This is a genomic window from Streptomyces sp. NPDC086835 (assembly GCF_044745705.1).
Taxonomy (GTDB): domain Bacteria; phylum Actinomycetota; class Actinomycetes; order Streptomycetales; family Streptomycetaceae; genus Streptomyces.
The window spans coordinates 798,442-820,561 of sequence record NZ_JBIVAU010000003.1; the positions used below are offsets into that span (position 1 = coordinate 798,442).

The following is a 22,120-nucleotide window of genomic DNA, read 5'->3' on the forward strand; positions in this document are numbered from 1 at the left end:
CAGCGTGCACGGAACCGTCAGGACACCACCCGGCTCACCAGCTCGTCCCGCATCCGCGCCGGGATCCCCGGCGCGAACTGCCGCAGATAGTGCGACAGATGCAAGTCCGTGTTCACCAGGAACGGCAGGTCGAACACCAGCAGCCGGCGCACCGCCAGCAGCGGCACCGGCGAACGCAACGGCCGGAAGTCCTCGTTCCACAGGCCCGGCTCCGCGCACTCCGGATGGAACTGGCCGATCATCAGCCCCTCGGCGACGAACTCGTCCTTCGCCGCCCGCTGCAGCGCGTCCAGCGGCGCCGAGTCCGACCGGTCCAGATGCGGCAGCACCATCAGCAGCGTGAGCAGCTCCCGCTCCTCCGCGTCCAGGTCCACCGCCAGCTTCTCGTACCAGACCCGCAGATGCGCCACCGCGTCCGCGAGCTCGGCCTCGTCCGTCCCCGCCGCCGGCACGGCCAGCAGGAACAGGTCACGGCGCAGCGACGGCTGCGTGTACGGGCACACGGGGCCGCTGCGGCCCAGCGCCGGATGCCCGCTCACCAGGAACTCGCGGCTCCATTCCAGCACCTGCCGCAGCGGCCCGGCATGCTCCGGCGGCACCATGTCCTGCTCCACCTCGGAGGCGGAGAAGATCCTCAGCGTCTCGTCGCCCCTCAACGCGGATCCCTCCACAGCGGCTCCAGCGACGGCCCGCCGCCCGGCAGCGTGAGCGCCGGCCCGGCCGGCGTGAAACCGTGCCGCAGGCACGCCGCCCGCCCGCCGGGCGAGCTCGCCTCCGTGTACACACCCACGCCCTGCGCGTCCGCCCACTTCGTCACCTCACCCACCAGCGACGACAGCACACCCGCGCCGCGCGCCCGGGGGGACACCGCACCGAACGCCAGGTAGTAGTGCGGCCGGCCCACCGGATGGTTGGCCGCCTGCAGAGCGGTGATCTCCGCCAGCCGGGCCGCGTCCTCGCCCAGCACCTGGGCGAACTGCCGCCCGTAGGCGTCACCGTGCCGCTCCACCTCCTCCCAGCCGCCCGGCGGCAGGAACGTCATCACCGCATCCCGCCCGGCGGTGGTGCGCACCGCGTCGAACGCGAACGACATGGAAAGGAACACCCGGAAGAAACCGGGCAGCACCGCGGCGCGGCGCTTGTCGTCGGGAGTGATCCACCGGGCGAGGGGATCATCGAAGAAAGCATCGGCCAGCAGCGCGGCCAGCACATCGGAATCGGCCCGCGACGCGGGCCTGCCGACACATGCCGGCACCGCCGGAACTGTTGACGAGGACAAGGGACCCATCCCTCCAAAGAGAACGGCGCCGGCCGTCCGCGCCCCGCACGCCCCGCCCCCACGGGCCCGGCCGGGCTCACGGGCCCCGCCGCCGGCCCGCCGCGCCGCCGGCGCCGGACACGGCGAAGCCGTGCCCGCGCCCGCGCATCACGGAGGGCGGCACCAGGTCCCCGCTCACCGGGCGGACCGGCCCGCGAAGAAAGGGGCCTACTGTCTCCCGGCGGCCAGGGCGGCCAGCTGCTCCACCCTGGCGTGGAGCCGGTCGAGACGGAGCTCGGCCTCCGGCTTTATCAGGACACTGCGCATCACCCGCGCCGCACCGGCGTCCCGCACAACCCGCGGATGACGCCGGGCGAACGCGTCGGCGTCCGCGCGCAGCACACTCAGGAACACCGGATCGTCGGCCGCGTACATGCCCTCGTGCAGCAGCCGCTCACAGGCCGCGTCGACGGACGCGAGCGAGAACGGCCGCACCGCCGGCACATACGTGACGATGTCGAGATCCGGCCGCTGGTACAGCTCCAGCACGTCGGAGCCGTCCAGCAGATCCGCCCAGCGGAGCGCCGCCCGGCGGCTCGCGGCGAGCATCTCGCCGAAGCCCTCCCGGTTCAGCGGCAGCAGCTGCAACGTCAGCCACAGACCGGCCGCCGCCGCACCCGCCCGCGAGCACTCCAGGCTGATCTCGCCCAGATGCAGCTCCGCCTGCGTGAAGTACGTGTAGGGGGAGTCGTGCGCGAAATGCCGCCCGGCCCCCGGGTCGTTGAACAACACCGCCCCGCAGCCGTAGGGCTGCAGACCGTGCTTGTGCGGGTCGACCACCACCGAGTCGCACCCGGCGACCGCCGCCCACGGCCGCGGGTCCAGGCCCACCGGGTCCACGGAACGGCCCAGCAGCGCGTAGAAACCGCCGTAGGCCGCGTCCACATGCACCCGCGCCCCGTGGCGGCGCGCCATCGGCAGCACCTCGTGCACCTCGTCGACCGCGCCCAGCCCCGTCGTCCCCAGCGTCACCACCACGGTCCCGACCCGGCCCGTCGCCAGCAGCCGCTCCAGCGCCTCGAGGTCGATACGGCCCCGCGCGTCGACCGGCACCCGGTGGCCCTCCATGCCCAGCACATGGCACATCCGCTCATGCGTGTAATGGCACTCGGAGCTGTAGGCGACACCCCGGCCCGGATGGGACTGGCGCGCCACGTACAGCGCCTCCAGGTTCGCCATCGTGCCGCTGGTCGTCAGATGGCCCAGCGGCTCCTGAAGACCGAACATCGCACCGAGCGAGGCGACACACTCACGTTCCATCTCGGTGGTCGCAGGACCGCCCTCCGCGGCATGGTTGTTCGGGTTGAACAGCATCGCCGTCACATAGCCGACGACGGCCGCCGGATGCGGCGCCTTGACCATCTGCCCCGCGTACGACGGGTGGAAGAACGGATAGTTGTCGTCCAGCCGCTTGGCGAACCGCTCGAAGACCGGCGTGAACGCCGCGTCGTCGATCCGGTGACTGGGATGGGCGGTGAACGGGCCGAACCGCTCCCCGAACCGCTCGAAGACGTCCACCGCACGCGGAAGCCAGTACCGAAGATCCACGACAACGTCCTTCCAGGGCGGCACGACCGACGCCCCAGGTATACGGACAGCGGCGCAACGCCCCCGCAACGCGAGCCCCGGCCCGGCCCTGGCCGCCACCCGCCCCGACGCCGCGCACCCCACCCGCGCGCCCCGCCAGACCCCAACGACCCCGGTGCCCCGGTGCCCCGCCCCGGGCCCCGTCCCGCGAGGCGCGGGCGTACCCGAGTGCCGTGCGAGCCGCCCGTGCTGCACTCAGCCCGCCCAGCCCCTGCCCTCAAGGGAGAACACCATGGTCACCAGACGCCGCCTGCTCGGCGCAGCGCTCGCCACCACCGGAACCTCACTGTTCACCGCCGCCGCTCTCACCCCGCTGCTCACGGCCCGCAACGCCCAGGCCGGCACCAGCCCCGCGAGCGCCCCGTTGTTCGCCACCGCGCTGCCCGTACCGCCCGTCCTCACCCCGGTGTCCACCGCCGGCGGCAAGGACACCTACGCCCTCACCCTGCGCCGCGCCCGCACCGAGATACTCCCCGGCATCAGCACCGAGGTCCTCACCTACAACGGCCACTTCCCGGGTCCCACCATCAAGGCCAGATCCGGCCGCCCGGTCGTCGTCCACCACCGCAACTCCCTGGAGAACCCCGCCTCCGTCCACCTGCACGGCGCCTCAGTCCCGCCCGGTGACGACGGCGCCCCCATGGACACCTTCGCCCCCGGCACGACCCGCACCTACACCTACCCCAACCGGCAGCCCCACGCCCCGCTCTGGTACCACGACCACGCCCACCACCACGAGTCCGAACACGTCTACCGCGGCCTGTCCGGCTCCTACCTGCTCACCGACGACACCGAACAGGCACTGCCGCTGCCCGCCGGCTCCTACGACATCCCCATCGCCCTGCGCGACGCCCGCCTCGACGAACGCGGCCGCCTCGTCTACGAGATGGACGACGCCCTCGGCCGCACCACCCTCCTCGCCAACGGCAAGCCCTACCCCTACCTCCAGGTCGCCGCCCGCAAGTACCGCTTCCGGCTGCTGAACTCCTCCAACCTGCGCTTCTTCCACCTGCGCCTCGCCGACGGCGGCCCCATCACCCAGATCGGCTCCGACGGCGGCCTGCTGCCCGCCCCCGCCACCCTCGACTCCCTGTGGCTCTCACCCGCCGAACGCGCCGACATCGTCATCGACTTCTCCCGCTACCCCGTCGGCACCCGGCTCGTCCTCGAGAACACCCTCGGCCCCGGCAGCCCCGAACAGGTCGGCCAGGTCCTGCGGTTCGACGTCGTGCGCACCGCATCCGACCCCAGCCGCGTCCCGGCCGTGCTGCGCACCCTGCCGCCGCTGCCCACCGCGACCGCCGAACGCTCCTTCGAACTGCGCATGAGCGACGAGAGCGGCGCCCCGACCGCCCAGGGCCTCATCAACGGCCATGTCTTCGACCACGACCGCATCGACACCCGCATCCGCCACGGCGCGAGCGAGATCTGGACCGTCACGAACCCGAACACCTTGGTCCCGCACAACTTCCACCTGCACCTGGTGCAGTTCAGGGTCCTCGCCCGCAACGGCCAGGCCCCCGACCCCTCCGAGTCCGGCCTCAAGGACACCGTGCGGCTGCTGCCCGGCGAAACCGTCCGGCTCCACGCCACCTTCGACACCTACCGCGGCACCTACGTCTACCACTGCCACCTGCTCGACCACTCCGCGATGGGCATGATGGCCCAGATGCGCATCAGCTGACGCCGGCCGCCGGCCGCCTCCGCAACGCGGCGGCGGCCACCAGCGCCACAGCCGCGAACCCGGCGCCTGCGACGAACCCGGCCGCCGCCCCGCGGCCGTGCGACGCCACCGTCACCAGCGTCGCGAGCCCCACCGAACCACCCACGCTCTGCACCGCGTTCAGCACCCCGGACGCCGCCCCCACCCCGTCCGGCGCCGGCGACGACGTCGCCAGCACCGTCAGCGGCAGCACCCCGCACGCCATCCCCGCCCCCAGCAGCACCAGCGCCGGCAGCACCACCGGGTAGGGGCCCGTCGCCGACAGCGCCAGCCACCCGTTCCCGCACACCAGCAGCCCCGCACCCACCGCCAGCATCCGCCGCGCCCCCAGCCGCCGCAGCAGCCGCTCACCACCGGCCGCGGCGAGCGCCGTCGTCACCGGCAGCGGCAGCAGCGCACACGCCGCCACCAGCGCCGACCAGCCCCGCCCCGCCTGGAAGAACTGGTTGAGGAAGAAGTACGTGCCGATCACCGCCCCCGGCACCGCGAGCGTCGCCCCGTACGCCAGGAGCCGGTCCCGGTCGGCGAACAGCGCCGGCGCCACCAGCGGCTGCCGGACCCGGCGTTCGACCACCGCGAACAGCACCAGCCCCGCGACCCCCGCCAGCACACTGCCTGCCACACTCATGTCGCCCCACGGCCGCTCGGCCGCCCGCGCCAGCCCGAACACCAGCGCCGCCGCGCCCAGCGCCGACAGCAGCGCCCCCGCCGCGTCGAGACGGCCCCGCACCCGCGGCGTCTCGCGGAGCACGAACGGCGCCGCCACCACGATCGCCACCCCCACCGGCACATCCAGATACACCACCCACCGCCACGAGCCGAGCGAGGTCAGCGCACCGGCCAGCAGCAGCCCGCCGGCCGTGCTGAGCGCCCCGGCCGCCGTGCACACCGCGATCGCCCGCGTCCGCGCGGGACCCTGGGGGAACATGCTCAGCAGCAGCGCCAGCCCGCTGGGCGCGGCCAGCGCCGCACCCACGCCCTGCACCGCCCGCACCGCGATCAGCATCTCGCCCGACGAAGCCGCGCCACGCAGCGCCGCGGCGGCCGTGAACAGCCCCACCCCCGCCATGAACACCCGCCGCCGGCCCAGCAGATCACCCAGCCGCCCGCCGAGCAGCAACAGCCCGCCGAACGCCAGCAGATAGGCGGTCAGCACCCACGAGGCCCCGACGGCCGACAGACCCAGGTCGGCCCGCATCCCCGGCAGCGCGATGTTCACGATCGGATCGTCCAGCTGGATCATCGCGTTGCAGCCGGCGATCACCGCGAGCGCACCGGCCGCCCGCCGCTTCTTCCCCGCACACCCACCCGCACCGGGCCCGGTGACGGACACGGGCCCGGGCCCGGACGCGGTCGCGGTCGCGGGCCGGGGCCCCGCCGGGGCGGCCGGCAAGGGCTGGTCGGAGAGCTGCGCGGTCATGGTCGGCCTCCTCGAGATGCTTCCCGGCGCGGACAGCGCCCCCGGCACGCTCTCAGGGACCGCTCGAGAAACCGTCGACACCCGCTCGCCCCGACACCCCGCCGCACACGGCGCCACCCACCAACCGGCCGGTGCCCTCGAGACCCGGTCCAGATCCGCTCCAACCGCCCTGGCCGGCCACCGGGCCCGCGCCTAGGCTCCCGACGCCCGTGTGCGCGTCGCCCGACACCTGCCGCGAGCCTCGCAACCGACCGAGTGAGGACCCCATGGCTGCCAACCCGTACCACCCGTACGGCCCCGCGAACCCGTACGCGCCCGCGCCGCCGCCCCCGCGCCCGGCCCGCCGACCGAGCAGGACGACCGGCCCGCTGCTGGTGATCTCGACCGTCACCATGGGCCTGATGGCCGGCCTGTTCTTCACCTTCGACGTGTCGATCATGCCGGGCCTCGCCCGGACCGACGACCGCGTCTACGTCGAAGCGATGCAGAACTTCAACCAACTCATCGACAACAGCGGCCTGTTCGCACTCGTTTTCATCGGCGCGTTCATCGCCACCACCACCGCCGCCGTCCTCGACTTCCGTCGCGGCCACCGCTCACCGGCCCTGTGGGCCGCGATCGCCGCGGCCCTCTACCTGGTGGCGCTGCTCATCACGTTCTCCGTCAACATCCCCCTGAACATGGAACTCGCGCAGCTCGGCGACCCGGCGAAGGCCACCGACTTCGCCCTCGTCGACAAGTTCAAGGGCATCTGGGAGACCACCAACATCATGCGGACCCTGCTGTGCGCCGGCGCGCTGGGATGCCTGGCCCACTGCCTGAAACTCCACGGCCGCGCCACCGCCACCACCCCGGCCCCCACCGCCCCGCAGGCCCCGCCGCCGCACTTCCCGCCGTACGCCCCGCGCACCGGCTGACCACCGGCCACCGCGCCGGGCGCCTGCTCATGGCGCCTCACAGGCCAGGCCCCAGGGGGCGATGGGCCTCCAGGGACCGGCGCGGGGAGGCCCGGCCTAACGCTTCACACGCCCGCGCACCGCGAGCACGGCCAGGCCGAGCAGCACCGGCTCGGTCAGGCGGGACAGCATCTCCGTGTAGGTGCCGGTGGTGGTGAGGTTCTGGCCGGAGGACCGGAAGATCACCGAGTTCACGACCACCCGCAGGCTCTTCTCGAACCGGTCGGACGACAGACGCTCCAGGTAACCGCTGTCGGGGTTGACCGGCTTGGGCGTGTCGGTCGTCAGGCTCACCTCACTGCCGGCGACCGTCCCTTTCGACACGGGCTTGGGATCGCCCTCGGGCAGCCCCCACAGCATCATCACCACCAGCGTCGTCACCGTGGCCAGCGCCAGCCAGCTCACCGCCCGCAGCGCCCGCAGCCCGTACCCGGACAGCGCCCAGTACACGTTCAGCAGACCGCGCTCGGCACGCGGCGTCTGTGGATCGTGGCGGCGCATCTCCATCTCGCCGTAGTAGAAATCCGCAGCGCCCGGTTCGTTCTTGCTGTCCTCGAACGACTTCCGCAACTGCCGGTACACCGGCGCGAGCGACGCCGGCCGCACATCCTGCGCCCCGAGCACGGACACGTCCCAACCCCGCACGGACGACCGGTGCCTCGCCCGCCAGTGCTGCTCCTCCGCGAGCGTCCGGCGCGCGGTGAACCGCACGGGGCGCCAGCGCCGGTGCGGTGGAACCTCGGCGAACGAACAAGCGCCCTCCAGCCGCAGCTGGTCGAGATGCACCGTGCCGGTCAACAGGCAGCGCGACAGGTCGACATCGGCCAGCACCAGGTGGGCGGCGTCCACACCCCGCAGCGTGCCGATCCGGACGCCGGGGCCCGCGCCGCCGGCAAGGGGAACCTCGTCGACGACCCGGCCGTCCGGCAGGGCGAATGGGTCGGCCTCCGCCGCGATGCTGAGCGGGTACTCGAACACCGCATGGCCGAAGTCCACGGTCGCGTAACGCAGTTGCAGGGACGCGGTGGAAGACCACCGGGTGCGCCGGCACACCAGACTCCGTGCCGCGATCGCCAGGGTCACCGGCCCGCCGAACGTCGCGCCCGAGAACACGGCTCTCCCCGCGCACACCAAAGGCCCCACACTCGCCGCACGCTCGAACACGGCAGAATCGAATCGGGCCTCGCCGGCGAACTCCGCCGCCTCGAACCGTGCCTGGCCCAAGAAGGCGGCCGCCTCGAACCGGGCCTCGCCCATGAAGGCCGTGGCTTCGAACCGGGCCTCGCCGGTGAACGTCGCACTGTCGAACCAGGCCGTGTCACTGAAGGTCGCCGATCCGAATCCGGCCTCGCCGGTGAACGTTGCTGATTCGAACCACGCTTCGCGGGTGAAGGTCGCCGCCTCGAACAGAGCGGCGCCGTTGAACACCGCCGACCCGAAGCGGGCGTCCCGTGCGAACCCCGCGAGATCGAGGAGGGCATCGCCGTTGAACGTCGCCGAATCGAAGCGGACCTCGCCCCTGAATCCCGTCGAATCGAAGCGGGCGTCCCGTGCGAACACCGCCTCCTCGAACCAGGCCTCGCGCCGGAACTCCGCCAAGTCGAAGCGCACTTCGCCGGCGAACTCCGCCGAGTCGAAGCGTGCAGAGCCGTCGAACCTCGCCGCCCTGAAGGAGGCACGGCCACCGAACGTCGCCGACCCGAAGAAGGCGTCACCACTGAACTCCGCCGCCTCGAACCGTGCCTGGCCACCGAACGTCGCCTCCTCGAAAAGGGCGAGGCCGCCCGTGAACGCCGCCGACTCGAAGTCCGCGGTGCCAAGACGGGGTGCGCCGGTCGCCGGATCGTGCAGAGCGCCCAGGAGACGGCCGAGGAGCGGCGCATCGAACTCGGTGCCCCGGTGGTCGACGTCGCTGCCGGGAGCCAGGGTGGCGAGGTAACCGCTGCGCAGGTTCTCACTGAGGTGGGCCAGACAGGCGGTGTACGGCTCGACCTCGCGGCCGGTGCAGCCGACGGGATCGCCGGCCGTGGTGCCGTGCCCGCAGTGCGGCCAGGGCGGCTGAGAGGGGGCGGGTGCCATGGGGGTGAAGACCCTTCCGGAGCCTGATCGGTTGCGGCACGATCATCGGACGGACGGCGCCTCACCCGCCACCTTCGCCGCCCCCGGGCCCGCCGGACGCGCGCCGACCACCGCCGCGCCCCTCCCCGCGTCAAGGTCTCGTCGGCCCGCCGCCCGGACCCTGCGCAGGGTCCGCCAGCTGCCGGTACTCGTCCAGCCCCGGGTAGCGCTGCGGGATCTGCGTGGTGAGGAACAGGGCCGGCACGTCGTGGAAGCTGCCGTGCCGTGCGGCGTAGGAGAAGAACGCCGCGCCCCGCCGGTCCCGGTCGGGCAGCAGCGCGTCGCCGCGTCCGTCGAAGTCGGTCGGTTCCACCCCCAGCCGTTCGCACAGCGTGCGGTGGAACATCGGGGTCGCCTTCACCCACCGGCCCTCCAGCCACAGTTCGCTGTAGCCGTGCCAGGCGAACACGTCGGTGCCGGTCGCCGCCCGCAGCCGCCGCCCGGTGTGATGGTGGTTGACCACGTCGGCGAACGCCACCCGGGCCGGGATCCCCGACGCCCGCGCCAGCGCCGTCAGCAGCGACGCCTTGCTCACGCAGAAGCCGTGCCCCTCGGCCAGCACGCTGCTGGCCCGGTAGGTCTCCTTGTCCCGCAGATACGCGCCCATCGAGATCGCCCGGCCCGGCGGGATGCTGCAGTAGCCGATCCGGTCGCGCACCTGCTCGTACAGGGCACGCGCCTTGTCGACGCCGTGCGCGCCCGGCGCGACGCGGGCCGCGGCCTCCCGCACCGCGGGGTGGGCGCTGTCGACGTAGCGGCCGGGTTCCAGACAGCGGCGCACGTCCTCGGGTATCCGCACCACGGCCGGCGTCAGCGACATTCCCCGGCCTCCGGTACGGCGGGTGCGGCGGTGAACTCCAGCACGGCGACCGTGCAGTTGTAGCCGCCGCCCAGCCCGGCGACCAGCACCCTCTCGCCCGCCTCGATCGCGCCGGAGACGATCAGGTCGTCGAGGGCGGCCAACTGGTCCGTGCAGCCCACGTGCCCCACCCGGCGGGCGAACGGCCAGGTGGAGCGGTCGATGTCGATGCCCAGCGGGTCCAGGCACTGTTCGTACAGAGCCTCGCGGCCCAGCGCCGGCCCGGCCACCCACCGCACGTCGGCGGCGGTGATCCCGGCCTCCGCCATGGCCTGCTCACCGGCCCGGTGCATCAGGTCGGCCATGCGCTGCTTGGCCTCGTCGAGCCCGCCGGCGAGGGTGTCGGAGAACTCCATCACCCGGTCGAAGAAGCCGATCGGATAGCCGGCCCGCGGATCGGCGGAGAACGGCATCGAGCCGCGCTGCATGCCCTCCAGGCCGGTGTCGGCGACGGACACGGTGGACACGACCCGGGCGAAACCCTCACCGCGGGTCACCACGGCGGCGCTCGCCCCGTCTCCGAAGACGAACACCGGCGGCGCGGCACGCCACCGGTCCCAGGCGCCGTCGCCGAACCGGTCCGCGGCGGTGATCATCGCCGCCCGGCCGGCCGGGCCGGCCGCCAGATGCGTGCACGCCAACTCCAGCGCGCCGACTGCGGAGTTGGACAGCTGGTGGATCTCCAGCGAGACACCGTGCCCGTCCAGGACGTGATGCTGGAGATAGGAGGCGGCGTTCCAGCCGGGCAGCCCGTTGTGGGTCGCCACCGCGTGCAGCAGCAGCGCGAACCGTTCGGCCCCGATCCTCGACCGGCCGAGCGCGGCCCGCGCCGCCCGCAGGGCCATCGCGGGCTGCGAGTCGGCGTCGTCGTCGCAGACGGCGACCCGCTGCTGCCCGGTCGCACGCTGGTACTCGCGGCTGTAGCGGCCGTCGGCGATGGCCTCGTCGACCGGCACCGTCTTGGGGTGCCAGGCACCGGTGGCGGCGAGATGGATGTCGTCGTGGCGCATGGGACGGTCCTTTCGTGACGGCACAGGAACGGGCGCGGGGAGGGGGACGGAACAGAGCGGGGGACGGGCGAGGACGGAGCGGGGACGGGGGAGGCGTTACGCGGGGGAGGGGGCGGCCAGCCGGGTCGTGAGGAACGCGGCGACGGCGGCGGCCGTGGGGTGCTTCCACACCAGCGTGGCGGGCAGCTTCAGACCCAGCCGCCGCTCCAGGCCGCGCCGCAGGACCTGCGTCATCACCGAGTCCAGGCCGAGTTCGGTCAGCGGCCGGTGGACGTCCAACCGCTGTGCGCTCAGCCCGAGTTCGGCCTCGATCTGGCGGCCGACCTCTGCCAGCAGCAGCGCGCCCAGCTCCTCCTGCGTGAGCCCCTCGGCCCGGAACGCGGCCTCCTCGTCCGGCCCGCCCGCCGCCTCCCCGCCCGGCGCGGACAACTCACCGAGGACGGGCAGGCCGGTGGCGCCGGCGACCGGCAGGACGGCGACATAGGGCCGCGCACCGCAGCCCAGCGCGTACTCCCAGGCCCGCAGCGCGTCGGCCGGCTCGACGGAACCGCTGCCGCGGTCGGCGAGTTCGGCGTCGACGAAGTCGCTGACGGCCATGCCCGCGCCGCGCCACGACGTCCACGCGTAGGCGGTACTGCCTTCGTCGCCGGCCGCCTGCCGGTGGCGGGCGAGGGCGTCGAGGCAGGCGTTGGCGGCGGCGTAGCTGGACTGGCCGGTCAGGCCCAGCTGGTAGCCGACGGAGGAGAACAGCACGAAGAAGTCGGTGCTGCCGGGCGGGAACAGCTCGTGCAGCACCAGCGCCCCGCCAGCCTTGGGCGCCAGCACCCGCTCCAGCGACGCCTCGTCGAGGTCGCCGAGCATCCGGTCGTCGAGGACGCCGGCGGCGTGCACCACACCGCGCACGGGCGGCAGACCGAGCGCGTCGGTGTCCAGCGCCGCGCGGGCCGCCGCGCTGTCGGCGATGTCGACGGCCACGCTCGTGACGCTCACCCCGCGCGCCTCCAGCCGCCGGACCGCCTCGATACGCCGCACGGTGGCCGGGTCGCTCTGGGCGGGCCAACTGCGGCGCGGCGGCAGGGCGGTGCGGCCCGCGAGCAGGATCCGCCGCGCGCCCCGGCCGGCCAGCCAGTCGGCGACCTCCAGGCCCAGCGCGCCGAACCCGCCGGTGATCAGATACGTGCCGTCCGCCCGGCACGCTCCCGCTCCCGGCCCCGCGTCCCGGCCGTCCTGGCCGTCCCGGCCGTCCGGGTCCGGCGTCAGGGGGGTGAGCCGGGCGGCCCGTACCCCGTCCTCGCCCACCCGGTAGACGTCCGCCTCCGGTGCGCAGCGCAGCAGTTCGGCCAGCGGCCCGGCGAGCAGATCGGGCGGGGTGCCGGTGTCGAGGTCGACGGCGCGGGCGTTGAGTTCCGGGTGTTCGCCCGCGACGATGCGGACCAGGCCGAGCAGGGCGCTCTGCGCGACCGCGTCGTCGCCGGCGGCCTCCCAGGCGCCGCGGGTCAGCGCCCACAGCCTCGGCGGGAGGGATCCGCAGCGCTCCAGCAGCAGCTGGGCACTCGACGCCAGCCGCCAGGCGGAGCGGCGCGCCGCTTCGGCCAGCGGGCCCCGTACGTCGGGGAGGACGAGGACCGCGTCGCCCGGGCCGAGTTCGTCGACCAGGCCGGCGAGCGCGTCGGCGTCCTTCGCGTGCAGGCAGCGCAGTCCGGCCTTGCCGAGCGCGCGGGTGACGTCGTCGGCGAGTCCGGCGGGGGCGCCGTCGCCGACCAGGGCGAGGGTCCGCAGCCGGGTTCGGGGATCGGCGGTGAGCGCGGCGGGGGACCAGCCGAGGGTGTGGGTCAGGCGCTGCGGCGGGAGCCCGGCGCCGCTGCCCGTGCCGCCGTCCAGGGTGGCGAACACCAGTTGCTCGAGTGTGCCGAGGATTCGCCCGTCCTCGTCGCGGACGACCGCGTCGGTGGTGTCGCCGCCCGTGGGGGAGGGGCTGACGTGCACGGTGACGGTCTCGGGCAGAGCCAGCGGCAGCCGTACCCGCCGCACCGCGGCCGGCATCCGCAGCCGGCCGTCGGCGGGGAAGGCGAGCGGGGCGATGGAGAAGACGGCGTCCAGCAGCGAGGCGCGGGCGAGGGCGGGGGAGAGGTCCCCGCCGGGCGCGGGCCGCACCCGGGCCCGCAACTGCCCGCGAGAGGAGGCGAGTTCGGTGATCTGCCAGGGGAACCCGACATCGGCGACACCGACCGCGTGCAGCCGCTCGTTCACCGCCCCGGGGTCCAGCACCACGGCTGCCGACTCGTCCCACTCCCCGTCCCCGGCACGGTCCGCGACCTCACGGCCCCCGTCGTCACCGCCGCCGGCACGGCCGGAGGTGAGCCGCGCCGTGGTGTGGGTGCTCCAACCCGCCCCCGCCTGCGCCGCGCCGCCGTCCGTACCGGCGGCGGAGGCAGGGGAAGCGGCGGCGGTGCGGCGGGAGGCGAGACGGATCCCGCTGTCGTCGCGCACCACGTGCAGCTCCAGCTCGCCGGTGACGGCGACCGGCACCTTGAGCGCCACGTCGTGGAGCGTGTCGGTGCCGCCGGCGGCGAGGAAGGTGTTCAGCAGCACCGCGGCGGGGACGACCTCGACGCCGTGGATGGGGTGCGAGCCGGGGTAGGGCCGGCAGTCCTCGTCGAGCCGGGTCCGCCACAGCCGCGGCGAGACGGCGCCCGCCCACGTCACCTCCCCGCCCAGCAGGGTCCCCGAGCCGGTGTCGTGCTCCTCCGCCACGGGCCCCTGCGAGGACGGGGTGCGCCAGTAGGGCACGTGCTGCCAGGCCCGGCGGGGCAGTGCGGTCAGCGGACCGTGCGGCACTTCGAGGCCGTCGGCGGCGCCGTGGCAGTGCAGGGCGCCCAGATGGGCGAGGAGGGTGGCCCGCTCCGGCCGCTCACGGCGCAGGGTGGCGGTGACGAGCACGTCGTCGTGACCGGCCGCCTCCAGCGTCTCGCCGACGGAGTGGGTGACCACCGGATGCCCGGACAGTTCGACGAACACCCGGTGCCCGTCCTGCGCCAGCGCCCGCACCGCACCGTCCAGGCGGACCGGGTTGCGCAGGTTCGCCGCCCAGTAGGCGCCGTCGCGCACGACGGTCGACCGCGGGTCCTCCAGCGCGGTCGAATACAGCGGCACACTCGGCTCCCGTACCTCCAATGCGTCGGCCGCCTTCGCCAGTTCACCGAGCAGCGGGTCCATCTGCGGACTGTGGAAGGCGACGTCGGAGGCGACACGCCGCACCATCACGTCCTGTGCCTCCAGACGGGCGCACACCTCCTCGACGGCCTCCGGCGTGCCGGAGACGACGGTCGAGGCGGGGGAGGCGGCGATCGCGGCGACCACGTCGGTACGGTCCCCCAGAATGCCCTGGACGGTGTCGAACCCGACGCCCGCCATCGCCATCGCGCCGCGCCCCATGACCCGGCGCAGCAGGACGGAACGGCGGCAGATCAGCCGGGCGGCGTCCGCCGCGCCGAGCACCCCGGCGCTGACCGCGGCCGCGATCTCGCCGACCGAGTGGCCCACCACGGCTGCCGGCGTCAGGCCCTTGGCGCGCAGCAGGGCGTCCAGCCCGACCTGCACCACGAAGATCATCGGCTGGACGTGGTCCGTCCCGCCCAGCGGCCCCTCGCTCAGCACCCGGCGCGGCGAGATGCCGAGCTCCTCGGCGAAGACCGGCTCCAGACGGTCGACCGCCGCAGCGAACACCGGCTCGGTGGCCAGCAGTTCGCGGCCCATGCCCTCCCACTGCGAGCCGTGCCCGGAGAACACCCACACCGCGCCGCCCCCACCACCGGGCAGGACCTGGCCCGCGACCGCGGCCGGCGCGGTGCCGCCCTCGGCGATCACCTCGAGCGCCGCGGCGAGCCCGCCGTGGTCCTGTGCGACGGCCGCGGCCCGGTGCACGGCATGGCTGCGCCGGGCCATCAGCGTGTGCGCGACACCGTCCAGGGGCGCGCCGGCGCCCTCGCCCCGCAGCCAGGCCGCGAGCGAGGCGGCCTGCGCCCGCACATCGTCCCCGGACGCCCCGGACACCACGAACAGCCCCGGGCCCGCCGCGTCACCCGAACCCTCGGTGCGCGCGGCACCCGCAGCCACACCGGCCGCATCCAGGCTCCCGGCAGCCGCCGCCGTCCCCGTACCGTCCGTGGTGGTGTCCGCCGTGTCCGGGGCCTGTTCCAGTACGACGTGGCCGACGGTGCCGCCGTAGCCGAAGCCGGACACCCCGGCCCGCCGCACCGTGTCCTGCGCGGGCCAGGGCACCGGCTCCGTGGGCACGGCCAGCCCCGAGGCGGCCCAGTCGATGTCGGGGTTGAGCTCGTGGACGTTCGCGGTCGGCGGGATCACACCGTGCTGGAGCGCCAGCACGGCCTTGATCACCCCGGCGACCCCGGCGCCTGCCTCCAGGTGCCCGATGTTGGCCTTCACCGACCCGATCAGACACGGCCGCTCCGCGGCCCGTCCGGCCCCGAACACCCGGGCCAGCGCCCCCACTTCCACCGGATCGCCCACCCGGGTACCGGTGCCGTGCGCCTCCACGAACGACACCGACAGCGCCTCGACGCCGCCCTGTTCGAGCGCGGCCCGCACCACCCGCTCCTGCGCGGCACCGCTGGGCGCCATGATCCCGTTCGTGCGGCCGTCCTGCGCCAGCGCACTGCCGCGGATCACGGCCCGTACCGGGTCGCCGTCGGCGAGCGCGTCCGAGAGCCGTTTGAGGACCACGACCCCCACGCCCTCGCCGCGGCCGTAGCCGTCGGCCGACGCGTCGAACGACTTCGAGCGCCCGTCCCGGGAGGTGGCCCCCGCGGCGTCCAGGACCATCGACAGGCCCGGGGCGGCCACCAGGTGCACCCCGCCCGCCAGCGCGTGCGTGCACTCGCGGGCCCGCAGGCTCTGACAGGCCAGGTGCAGCGCGGCCAGCGAGGACGAACAGGCCGTGTCGACGACGAGACTGGGCCCGCGCAGATCAAGGACGTAGGAGAGGCGGTTGGCGATCGCGCACAGCGACGCGCCGATCCCCGACCAGGCCTCGACCGCGGGCAGGTCCTCGAGCATCTGCCGCCCGTAGTCGTCGGACCCGGCGCCCATGAACACGCCCGCGTCCGAACCGGCCAGGGTGTGCGGGGCGATCCCCGCGTCCTCCAGCGCCTCCCAGCCCGCCTCCAGCGTGAGCCGCTGCTGGGGATCCATCAGCTCGGCCTCACGCGGGGTGATCCCGAAGAACGCGGCGTCGAAACCGGCCGCGTCGGCGAGGAACGCGCCCCGCCGCGGTGCGCCGGCCAGCGCACGTGCCGTGCCCGGCCGGCCCCGGTAGGCGTCCCAGCGTCCCTCGGGCAGATCGCCGACGGCCTCACGGCCCTCGGTCAGGAACGTCCAGTACGCGTCGGGGGTGTCGATCCCGCCCGGCAGGCGGCAGCCGATCCCGACGACGGCGATGGCTTCGGCATGTTCGTGCTGCTGCGTCACAGATCTGCCTTTCGGCGTTGGCGAACGGTCCCGGCGTCCACAGGCCAGCAAATCCCGCAGGGAGCAAGCGCGGTGCAAGTTCGCCCCGCACCGCCCTGCCGGCCCGCCGCTTGCGGGCACCTTGCGGGCGGCGGCCCACGATGCCGACCGGGCGGCACCGTCCCCCGCTGCCCGGAGCTCGTCTGAACGCGGTACGAGGTCAAGGAGGCAGCCATGGCCCGCACACTGGACATCGGTCTCGACATCGACGGGGTGCTCTACCCCTTCGTCGACGTCGTCGCCCGCTACGCCGAGGACACCCTGGGCCGCCCGTGCTCGGCGAAGGCCGAGTCGTGGGACTGGTACGTGCACCAATGGGGCCTGAGCGAGCAGGAGTTCTTCGCGCTGTGCGGGCGAGGGGTGCACGACAACGTGGTGTTCACCGAGGGCGCCCCGCTGCCCGGCGCGCTCGAGGCGGTCCGCGAACTGGCCCGCGCCGGCCACCGGCTGCACTACGTGACGGCCCGCGCGATCACCGGCGTGCCCGCGCCGCTGGCCTGGAACCGCACGGCGGCGTGGCTGGCCGCCTGGGACTTCCCCGTCGACTCGCTGACCATCGCCGCCGACAAGGCGTGCCGGTTCACCGACGTCTTCCTCGACGACTCGCCCGGCAACTGCGACGCCCTCGTCGACGCCGGCCACCCGCGTCCCGTGCTGTGGTGCCACGGGCCGATCACCGCCCACCGGGCGGAACGGGTCTTCGACTGGGACGAGTTCCTCGCCCTGGTGGCCGCCGAGAGCGCCGCCCCCGCGCCGTACCACCCTCGCCCGGCCGCCCCCCGCCCCGCCCGCCTCGCCGCCACCGCCTGAACACCGCGGAAACAGCCCTCACGACCCCCGCCGACCGCCAAGGCGGGAGAGGCGCCGCCCTGTACGCTGACAAAGCGCTCCAGGCGCAGTACTCCACCCGGTGTGATGCCGGTGGCGTGACGGAGAAGGAACATGCGACACAACCCACAACGCCGCACCGCGCTGCTGGACGCGGCCATCGAAGTCCTGGCCCGCGAAGGCATGCGCGGCCTGACCCTGCGCGCGGTCGACGCCGAAGCCGGCGTCCCCGTCGGCACCTGCTCCAACTACTTCGCCCACCGCGGCCAGCTGCTCGGCCAGATCATGCGCCGCACCCGCGAGCGCCTGACCCCCGACCCCGCCGAGCTCGCCGACACGCTCACCGCCCCGCGCGACCACCACCTCGTCGCCCGCCTGCTGCGCCAGGTCCACCAGCGCATGGACAACGACCGCGCCAGCTACCTGGCCATGCTCGAACTGCGCCTGGAGGGCGCCCGCCGCCCCGAACTGGGCGCCGAACTCAACAAGGCCCTCGCCGCGGAGCTCGAGACGAACATCCGCTTCCACCTCGACACCGGCCTGCCCGGCGACCGCACCGACGTCACCCTGCTCCACCTCGCCGTCCACGGCATGATCGTCGACGACCTCACCGTCCCCGCCGTCCTCGACGGCCGCGCCCCCGCCCTCATCGACGCACTCACCACCCGCCTGCTCGGCCCCGCCCGGCCCGCCCCCGACGCCTGACCGCCCGGCCCGCCGCCCCCGAACCCAGGACCCCCTGGCACCACACCCGCCCCGGGACCGGAGCGCCGCCGTCCGCGCCGCCTTGCACGCCTGTTGCGAGCCGCCCGCTTTGCTCACAGCATGGCGAAACGCAAAGAGTGGGATGCCGTCGTCGTCGGCTCCGGCATCGGCGGCCTCGTCTGCGCCGCCTACCTCGCGGTGAGCGGACTGCGCGTCCTCGTGCTCGAACAGCACGACGTCGCCGGCGGCAACAGCCATGTCTTCCGGCGCCGCCGCCGCTACGAGTTCGACGTCGGCATCCACTACCTCGGCGACTGCGGCCCCGGCGGCCTGCTGCCGTCCGTCTTCGGCGGCCTGGGCCTCGCCGACCGGATCACCTACCTGCCCATGGACCAGGACGGCTTCGACCGCATCGTCGTACCCGGCCTCACCCTCGACGTCCCCGCGGGCTGGGACGGCTACCGCAAACGCCTCAAGGAGGCGTTACCCGGCGATGCCGCCGGCATCGACACGTTCACCTCGATCTGCTCGGCCGTCGGCGCCGAAGGACGCAGCGCCCTGCTCAGCGAGACGGACCTCACCGACGAGCAGTTCGCCGCCCGCAGCCCCGCCTTCACCGCCTGGGAACAGCGCACCCTGGCCGACCTGTTCGACCACTGCGGCCTGTCCACCCGGGCCCGTACCGTCCTCGCCGCCCACGCGCCCACCTACGGACTGCCGCCCGCCCGGTGCCCGCTGCCCACCCACGCGGCGATCATCGACCACTACCTCCACGGCGCCTACTACCCCAAGGGCGGCGGCCAGATGCTGCCCGCCGGCCTCGTCGAAGTCATCGAGTCGCACGGCGGCGAGGTCCGCACCGGCACCCGGGTCGAACGCATCCTCGTCACCGACGGTCGCGCCCACGGCGTCACCCTGACCGACGGCGAAGTCCTCACCGCACCGCTCGTCGTCTCCAACGCCGACTACACCCGCACCGTCCAGAACCTCGTCGGCGAGGAACACTTCGAGCCCGGCACCGCCGAACGCACCCGCGGCTCCACCATGTCGCTGCCCTTCGCCGTCCTGTACGTCGCCCTCGACACCACCCTCCCCGAGCGCCCCAACGCCAACCTGTGGTGGTACCGGCACACCGACATCGACACCGGCTTCCAACAGCTGGCCGAACACCGCATCGACCCGGTGCCGTTCCTGTTCGTGTCCTTCTCCTCCCTCAAGGACCCCGGCGCCCGCAACATCGCCCCCGAAGGCCACAGCAACTTCCAGGTGATGACCCTCGTCCCGCCCGACCACGCCTACTGGGGAGCCGACGCCGCGCCCGCCGACGGCGGCCGCTACCGCCGCACCGACCTCTACCGGCGCCGCAAACAGGAACTCACCGACGCCATGCTGAACGCCGCCGAGGAGGCACTCGGCCCCTTCCGCGGCCACATCACCCACCTCGAGGCCGCCACCCCCCTCACCCACGAGCGCTACATCCACTCCCGCGGCGGCACCCCCTACGGCCTGGCCGGCTGGGGAGCGACCGGCGAACGCCCCGACACCACCACCTGCGTCGAGGGACTGCACGTCGTCGGCACCAGCATCCGCTACGGCTCCGGCATCGAAGGCGTCGCCACGGGCGCCATGATGTGCGCCTCCAGCATCCTCGGCCGCCGGCTCGTCCCCGAGGTCACCCGCGGCGCCGTCCTCGCCGACCGGTCCCTGCTGCCGCACCGGGGCGACGACTTCGACCCGCTCGCCGTCTCCCGCGGCAAGGCCCGCCGTCACGCCCGCGGCCTCGCCCGCATCGACACCGCCCCCCGCCCGGAATGAGCCGAGCCCCGAGGAGTACCCCATGGCCCACCCGCACCCGCCCCTGCCCGCCACGCCCGGCGCCGCCACCACGTCGTGCCCCCGGCCGTTCGTCCTGGACCCCGCCGGCCGCGACCTGCACGGCGAAGCCGCCCGCCTGCGCGCGCTGGGCCCCGCCGTCCTCGTCGAACTCCCCGCCGGCATCCAGGCCTGGTCGATCAACACCCACGACCTCCTCAAGACCCTCCTCACCGACGACCGCGTCTCCAAGGACCCGCGCCGCCACTGGCCCGCCTGGCAGCGCGGCGAATACCACGACACCTGGATCCGCACCTGGGTCGGCGTCCACAACATGGACACCGCCTACGGCCCCGAACACCGCCGGCTGCGCAAACTCGTCGCCCCCGCCTTCACCGGCCGCCGCACCCAGGCCATGCTGCCCCGCGTCCGGCACGCCGCCGACCGCCTCCTCGACGCCCTCGAGGACACCGCCCCCGGCACCGTGGTCGACCTGCGCGCCGCCTACGCCCACCCCCTGCCCATGCAGGTCATCTGCGACCTGTTCGGCGTCCCGGAAACCTCCCGCCCCCGCCTCGCCCGCCTCATGGCCCGCGCCATGGACACCACCCTCACCCCCGACGAGGCCGAACAGACCGTCCACGAGGTCGACGACGCCCTCGCCGCCCTCGTCGCCCACCGGCGCCGGCACCCGGGCGACGACCTGACCAGCGCCCTCGTCGCCGCCCGCGACGACGACGGATCTCACCTGAGCGAAAGGGAACTCCTCGACACCCTCCTGCTCGTCATCGGCGCCGGCAACGAGACCACCGTCAACCTCATCGGCAACGCCGTCCACGCCCTGCTCACCCACCCCGACCAACTGCGCCTGGTCCTCGACGGCACCGTGTCCTGGCACGACGCCCTCGAGGAGACCCTGCGCTGGGCCCCCAGCGTCGCCAACGTCCCCCTGCGCTACGCCGTCGAGGACATCCCCCTGCCCGGCGGCCCCACCATCCGCAAGGGCGAAGCGATCCTCGCCGCCTACGCCGCCGCCGGCCGCGACCCCGGCAAACACGGCCCCACCGCCGACCGGTTCGACATCACCCGCCCCGGCAGAGGAGCGGCCGAACACCTCGCCTTCGGACACGGCGTCCACTTCTGCCCCGGCGCCCCGCTCGCCCGCATGGAAGCGGCCGTCGCCCTGCCCGCCCTCTTCGACCGATTCCCCGGCCTCCACCTCGCCGCCGCACCCGGCGGACCGCCCCCCACCGAAGGTTTCATCGCCTACGGACACCACACCCTCCCGGTGCGCCTCACCGCACTCCACCCGGTCGCCAGGAATCCTCGGCTCCGACTCGAGGAACCTGGCGCCGCCCGGAACCGCTCGGTTTGACTGGCACGCATGACACCTGACACACCCACAGCAGCCACCCGTCCGACCCTCGTCACCGGCGGCACCGGCAAGACAGGACGCCGCGTCGCCGAACGGCTCTCCTTACGCGGCCTGCGGCCGCGTACGGGATCGCGCACCGGCACCCCGCCCTTCGACTGGAACGCCCCCGCCACCTGGGACGCCGCCCTCGACGGCATGGGCTCGGTCTACCTCAGCTACTACCCGGACCTGGCCTTCCCCGGCGCCGCAGACACCGTCGGCGCGTTCTGCCGCACCGCCGTCGCCGCCGGCGTCCGCCGCATCGTCCTGCTCTCCGGCATCGGCGAGGAAGGCGCCCGCGCCGCCGAGGACCAGCTCAAGGCCTCCGGCGCCGAATGGACCGTCGTGCGCTCCAACTGGTTCGACCAGAACTTCTCCGAGTGCTTCTTCCTGCCGCCGGTCCTCGCCGGTGAACTCGCCGTCCCCGCCGCCGACACCGTCGCCCCCTTCGTCGACGCCGACGACGTGGCCGACGTCGCCGTCGCCGCCCTCACCGACCCCGCCCACATCGGCCGCACCTACGAACTGTCCGGCCCCCGGCTGCTCAGCTTCGCCGACATCGCCGACGAACTGTCCAAGGCCACCGGCCGCACCATCACCTATCGCCCCGTCACCGTCGAGGAGTACCGCACCATCCTCAAGGACGCCGGCCAGGACCAGACCTACGCCGACGTCTTCGCCGTCTTCCTCGACGGCCGCAACGCCCACCTCGTCGACGGCGTCCGCCAGGTCCTCGGCCGCGACCCGCGCGACTTCACCGACTTCGCCCGCGAGACCGCCGCCACCGGCGTCTGGACCCCCTGACCGCCCGGGGGTGCCCGGGAACCCGGCCCTCAACCCCCGG

Annotated in this window: 15 protein-coding genes; 7 read left to right on the forward strand and 8 right to left on the reverse strand. The window is 74.1% G+C overall.

What is annotated here, in order from left to right; translation table 11 throughout:
• Positions 1 to 17 precede the first annotated feature (17 nt).
• The 3 genes from ACIPJI_RS14905 to ACIPJI_RS14915 form a co-directional block, all read right to left on the reverse strand.
• Complete coding sequence (locus ACIPJI_RS14905) at positions 18 to 656, reverse strand: DUF6875 domain-containing protein (RefSeq protein WP_307711089.1); 639 nt, start codon at positions 654 to 656, stop codon at positions 18 to 20.
• Complete coding sequence (locus ACIPJI_RS14910; protein WP_402246537.1) at positions 653 to 1,255, reverse strand: hypothetical protein; 603 nt, start codon at positions 1,253 to 1,255, stop codon at positions 653 to 655. The genes ACIPJI_RS14905 and ACIPJI_RS14910 overlap by 4 nt, the downstream gene beginning before the upstream one ends.
• Positions 1,256 to 1,486: 231 nt before the next feature.
• The gene (locus ACIPJI_RS14915; RefSeq protein WP_307711091.1) at positions 1,487 to 2,866 is read right to left on the reverse strand and encodes an aminotransferase class I/II-fold pyridoxal phosphate-dependent enzyme; all 1,380 of its coding nucleotides are present in this window, start codon (positions 2,864 to 2,866) and stop codon (positions 1,487 to 1,489) included.
• A gap of 271 nt (positions 2,867 to 3,137) precedes the next feature.
• Here ACIPJI_RS14915 and ACIPJI_RS14920 point away from each other — a divergent pair, with 271 nt between their 5' ends.
• Positions 3,138 to 4,589, forward strand: coding sequence for a multicopper oxidase family protein (locus ACIPJI_RS14920; RefSeq protein WP_402246539.1), 1,452 nt, complete (start codon positions 3,138 to 3,140; stop codon positions 4,587 to 4,589).
• Here ACIPJI_RS14920 and ACIPJI_RS14925 read toward each other — a convergent pair.
• Positions 4,582 to 6,048, reverse strand: coding sequence for an MFS transporter (locus tag ACIPJI_RS14925; protein ID WP_402246541.1), 1,467 nt, complete (start codon positions 6,046 to 6,048; stop codon positions 4,582 to 4,584). The two genes, ACIPJI_RS14920 and ACIPJI_RS14925, sit on opposite strands and share 8 nt — an antisense overlap.
• Before the next feature lie 266 nt (positions 6,049 to 6,314).
• On the opposite strand from ACIPJI_RS14925, the gene ACIPJI_RS14930 reads away from it, so the two are divergent.
• Positions 6,315 to 6,965, forward strand: a complete 651-nt coding sequence (locus ACIPJI_RS14930; protein WP_356622369.1) for a DUF1772 domain-containing protein — start codon at positions 6,315 to 6,317, stop codon at positions 6,963 to 6,965.
• 96 nt (positions 6,966 to 7,061) lie between these two features.
• On the opposite strand, the gene ACIPJI_RS14935 is transcribed toward ACIPJI_RS14930, so the two are convergent.
• From ACIPJI_RS14935 to ACIPJI_RS14950, 4 genes are all read right to left on the reverse strand, one after another.
• The gene (locus ACIPJI_RS14935; protein WP_402246544.1) at positions 7,062 to 9,083 is read right to left on the reverse strand and encodes a pentapeptide repeat-containing protein; all 2,022 of its coding nucleotides are present in this window, start codon (positions 9,081 to 9,083) and stop codon (positions 7,062 to 7,064) included.
• A gap of 130 nt (positions 9,084 to 9,213) precedes the next feature.
• Complete coding sequence (locus tag ACIPJI_RS14940) at positions 9,214 to 9,942, reverse strand: transglutaminase-like domain-containing protein (RefSeq protein ID WP_402246546.1); 729 nt, start codon at positions 9,940 to 9,942, stop codon at positions 9,214 to 9,216.
• Positions 9,933 to 10,991, reverse strand: a complete 1,059-nt coding sequence (locus tag ACIPJI_RS14945) for a ketoacyl-ACP synthase III family protein (protein WP_307711098.1) — start codon at positions 10,989 to 10,991, stop codon at positions 9,933 to 9,935. Before ACIPJI_RS14945 ends, ACIPJI_RS14940 begins: the two co-directional genes overlap by 10 nt.
• A gap of 96 nt (positions 10,992 to 11,087) precedes the next feature.
• Positions 11,088 to 16,478: a beta-ketoacyl synthase N-terminal-like domain-containing protein gene (locus ACIPJI_RS14950; protein WP_402246547.1), complete on the reverse strand. Its 5,391-nt coding sequence runs from the start codon at positions 16,476 to 16,478 to the stop codon at positions 11,088 to 11,090.
• A 213-nt stretch (positions 16,479 to 16,691) separates the two neighbouring features.
• On the opposite strand from ACIPJI_RS14950, the gene ACIPJI_RS14955 reads away from it, so the two are divergent.
• From ACIPJI_RS14955 to ACIPJI_RS14975, 5 genes are all read left to right on the forward strand, one after another.
• Complete coding sequence (locus ACIPJI_RS14955) at positions 16,692 to 17,327, forward strand: hypothetical protein (RefSeq protein WP_402246548.1); 636 nt, start codon at positions 16,692 to 16,694, stop codon at positions 17,325 to 17,327.
• Between the two features lie 132 nt (positions 17,328 to 17,459).
• Entirely contained in the window at positions 17,460 to 18,050 is a 591-nt protein-coding gene (locus ACIPJI_RS14960) for a TetR family transcriptional regulator (RefSeq protein ID WP_356622374.1), read from the forward strand.
• A gap of 120 nt (positions 18,051 to 18,170) precedes the next feature.
• Complete coding sequence (locus ACIPJI_RS14965) at positions 18,171 to 19,865, forward strand: phytoene desaturase family protein (RefSeq protein ID WP_402246549.1); 1,695 nt, start codon at positions 18,171 to 18,173, stop codon at positions 19,863 to 19,865.
• A gap of 22 nt (positions 19,866 to 19,887) precedes the next feature.
• Positions 19,888 to 21,237 (forward strand): cytochrome P450, encoded by a 1,350-nt coding sequence (locus ACIPJI_RS14970; protein WP_402246551.1) that lies wholly within the window; start codon positions 19,888 to 19,890, stop codon positions 21,235 to 21,237.
• Between the two features lie 9 nt (positions 21,238 to 21,246).
• Positions 21,247 to 22,080 (forward strand): NmrA family NAD(P)-binding protein, encoded by an 834-nt coding sequence (locus tag ACIPJI_RS14975; RefSeq protein ID WP_307711104.1) that lies wholly within the window; start codon positions 21,247 to 21,249, stop codon positions 22,078 to 22,080.
• Positions 22,081 to 22,120 lie beyond the last annotated feature (40 nt).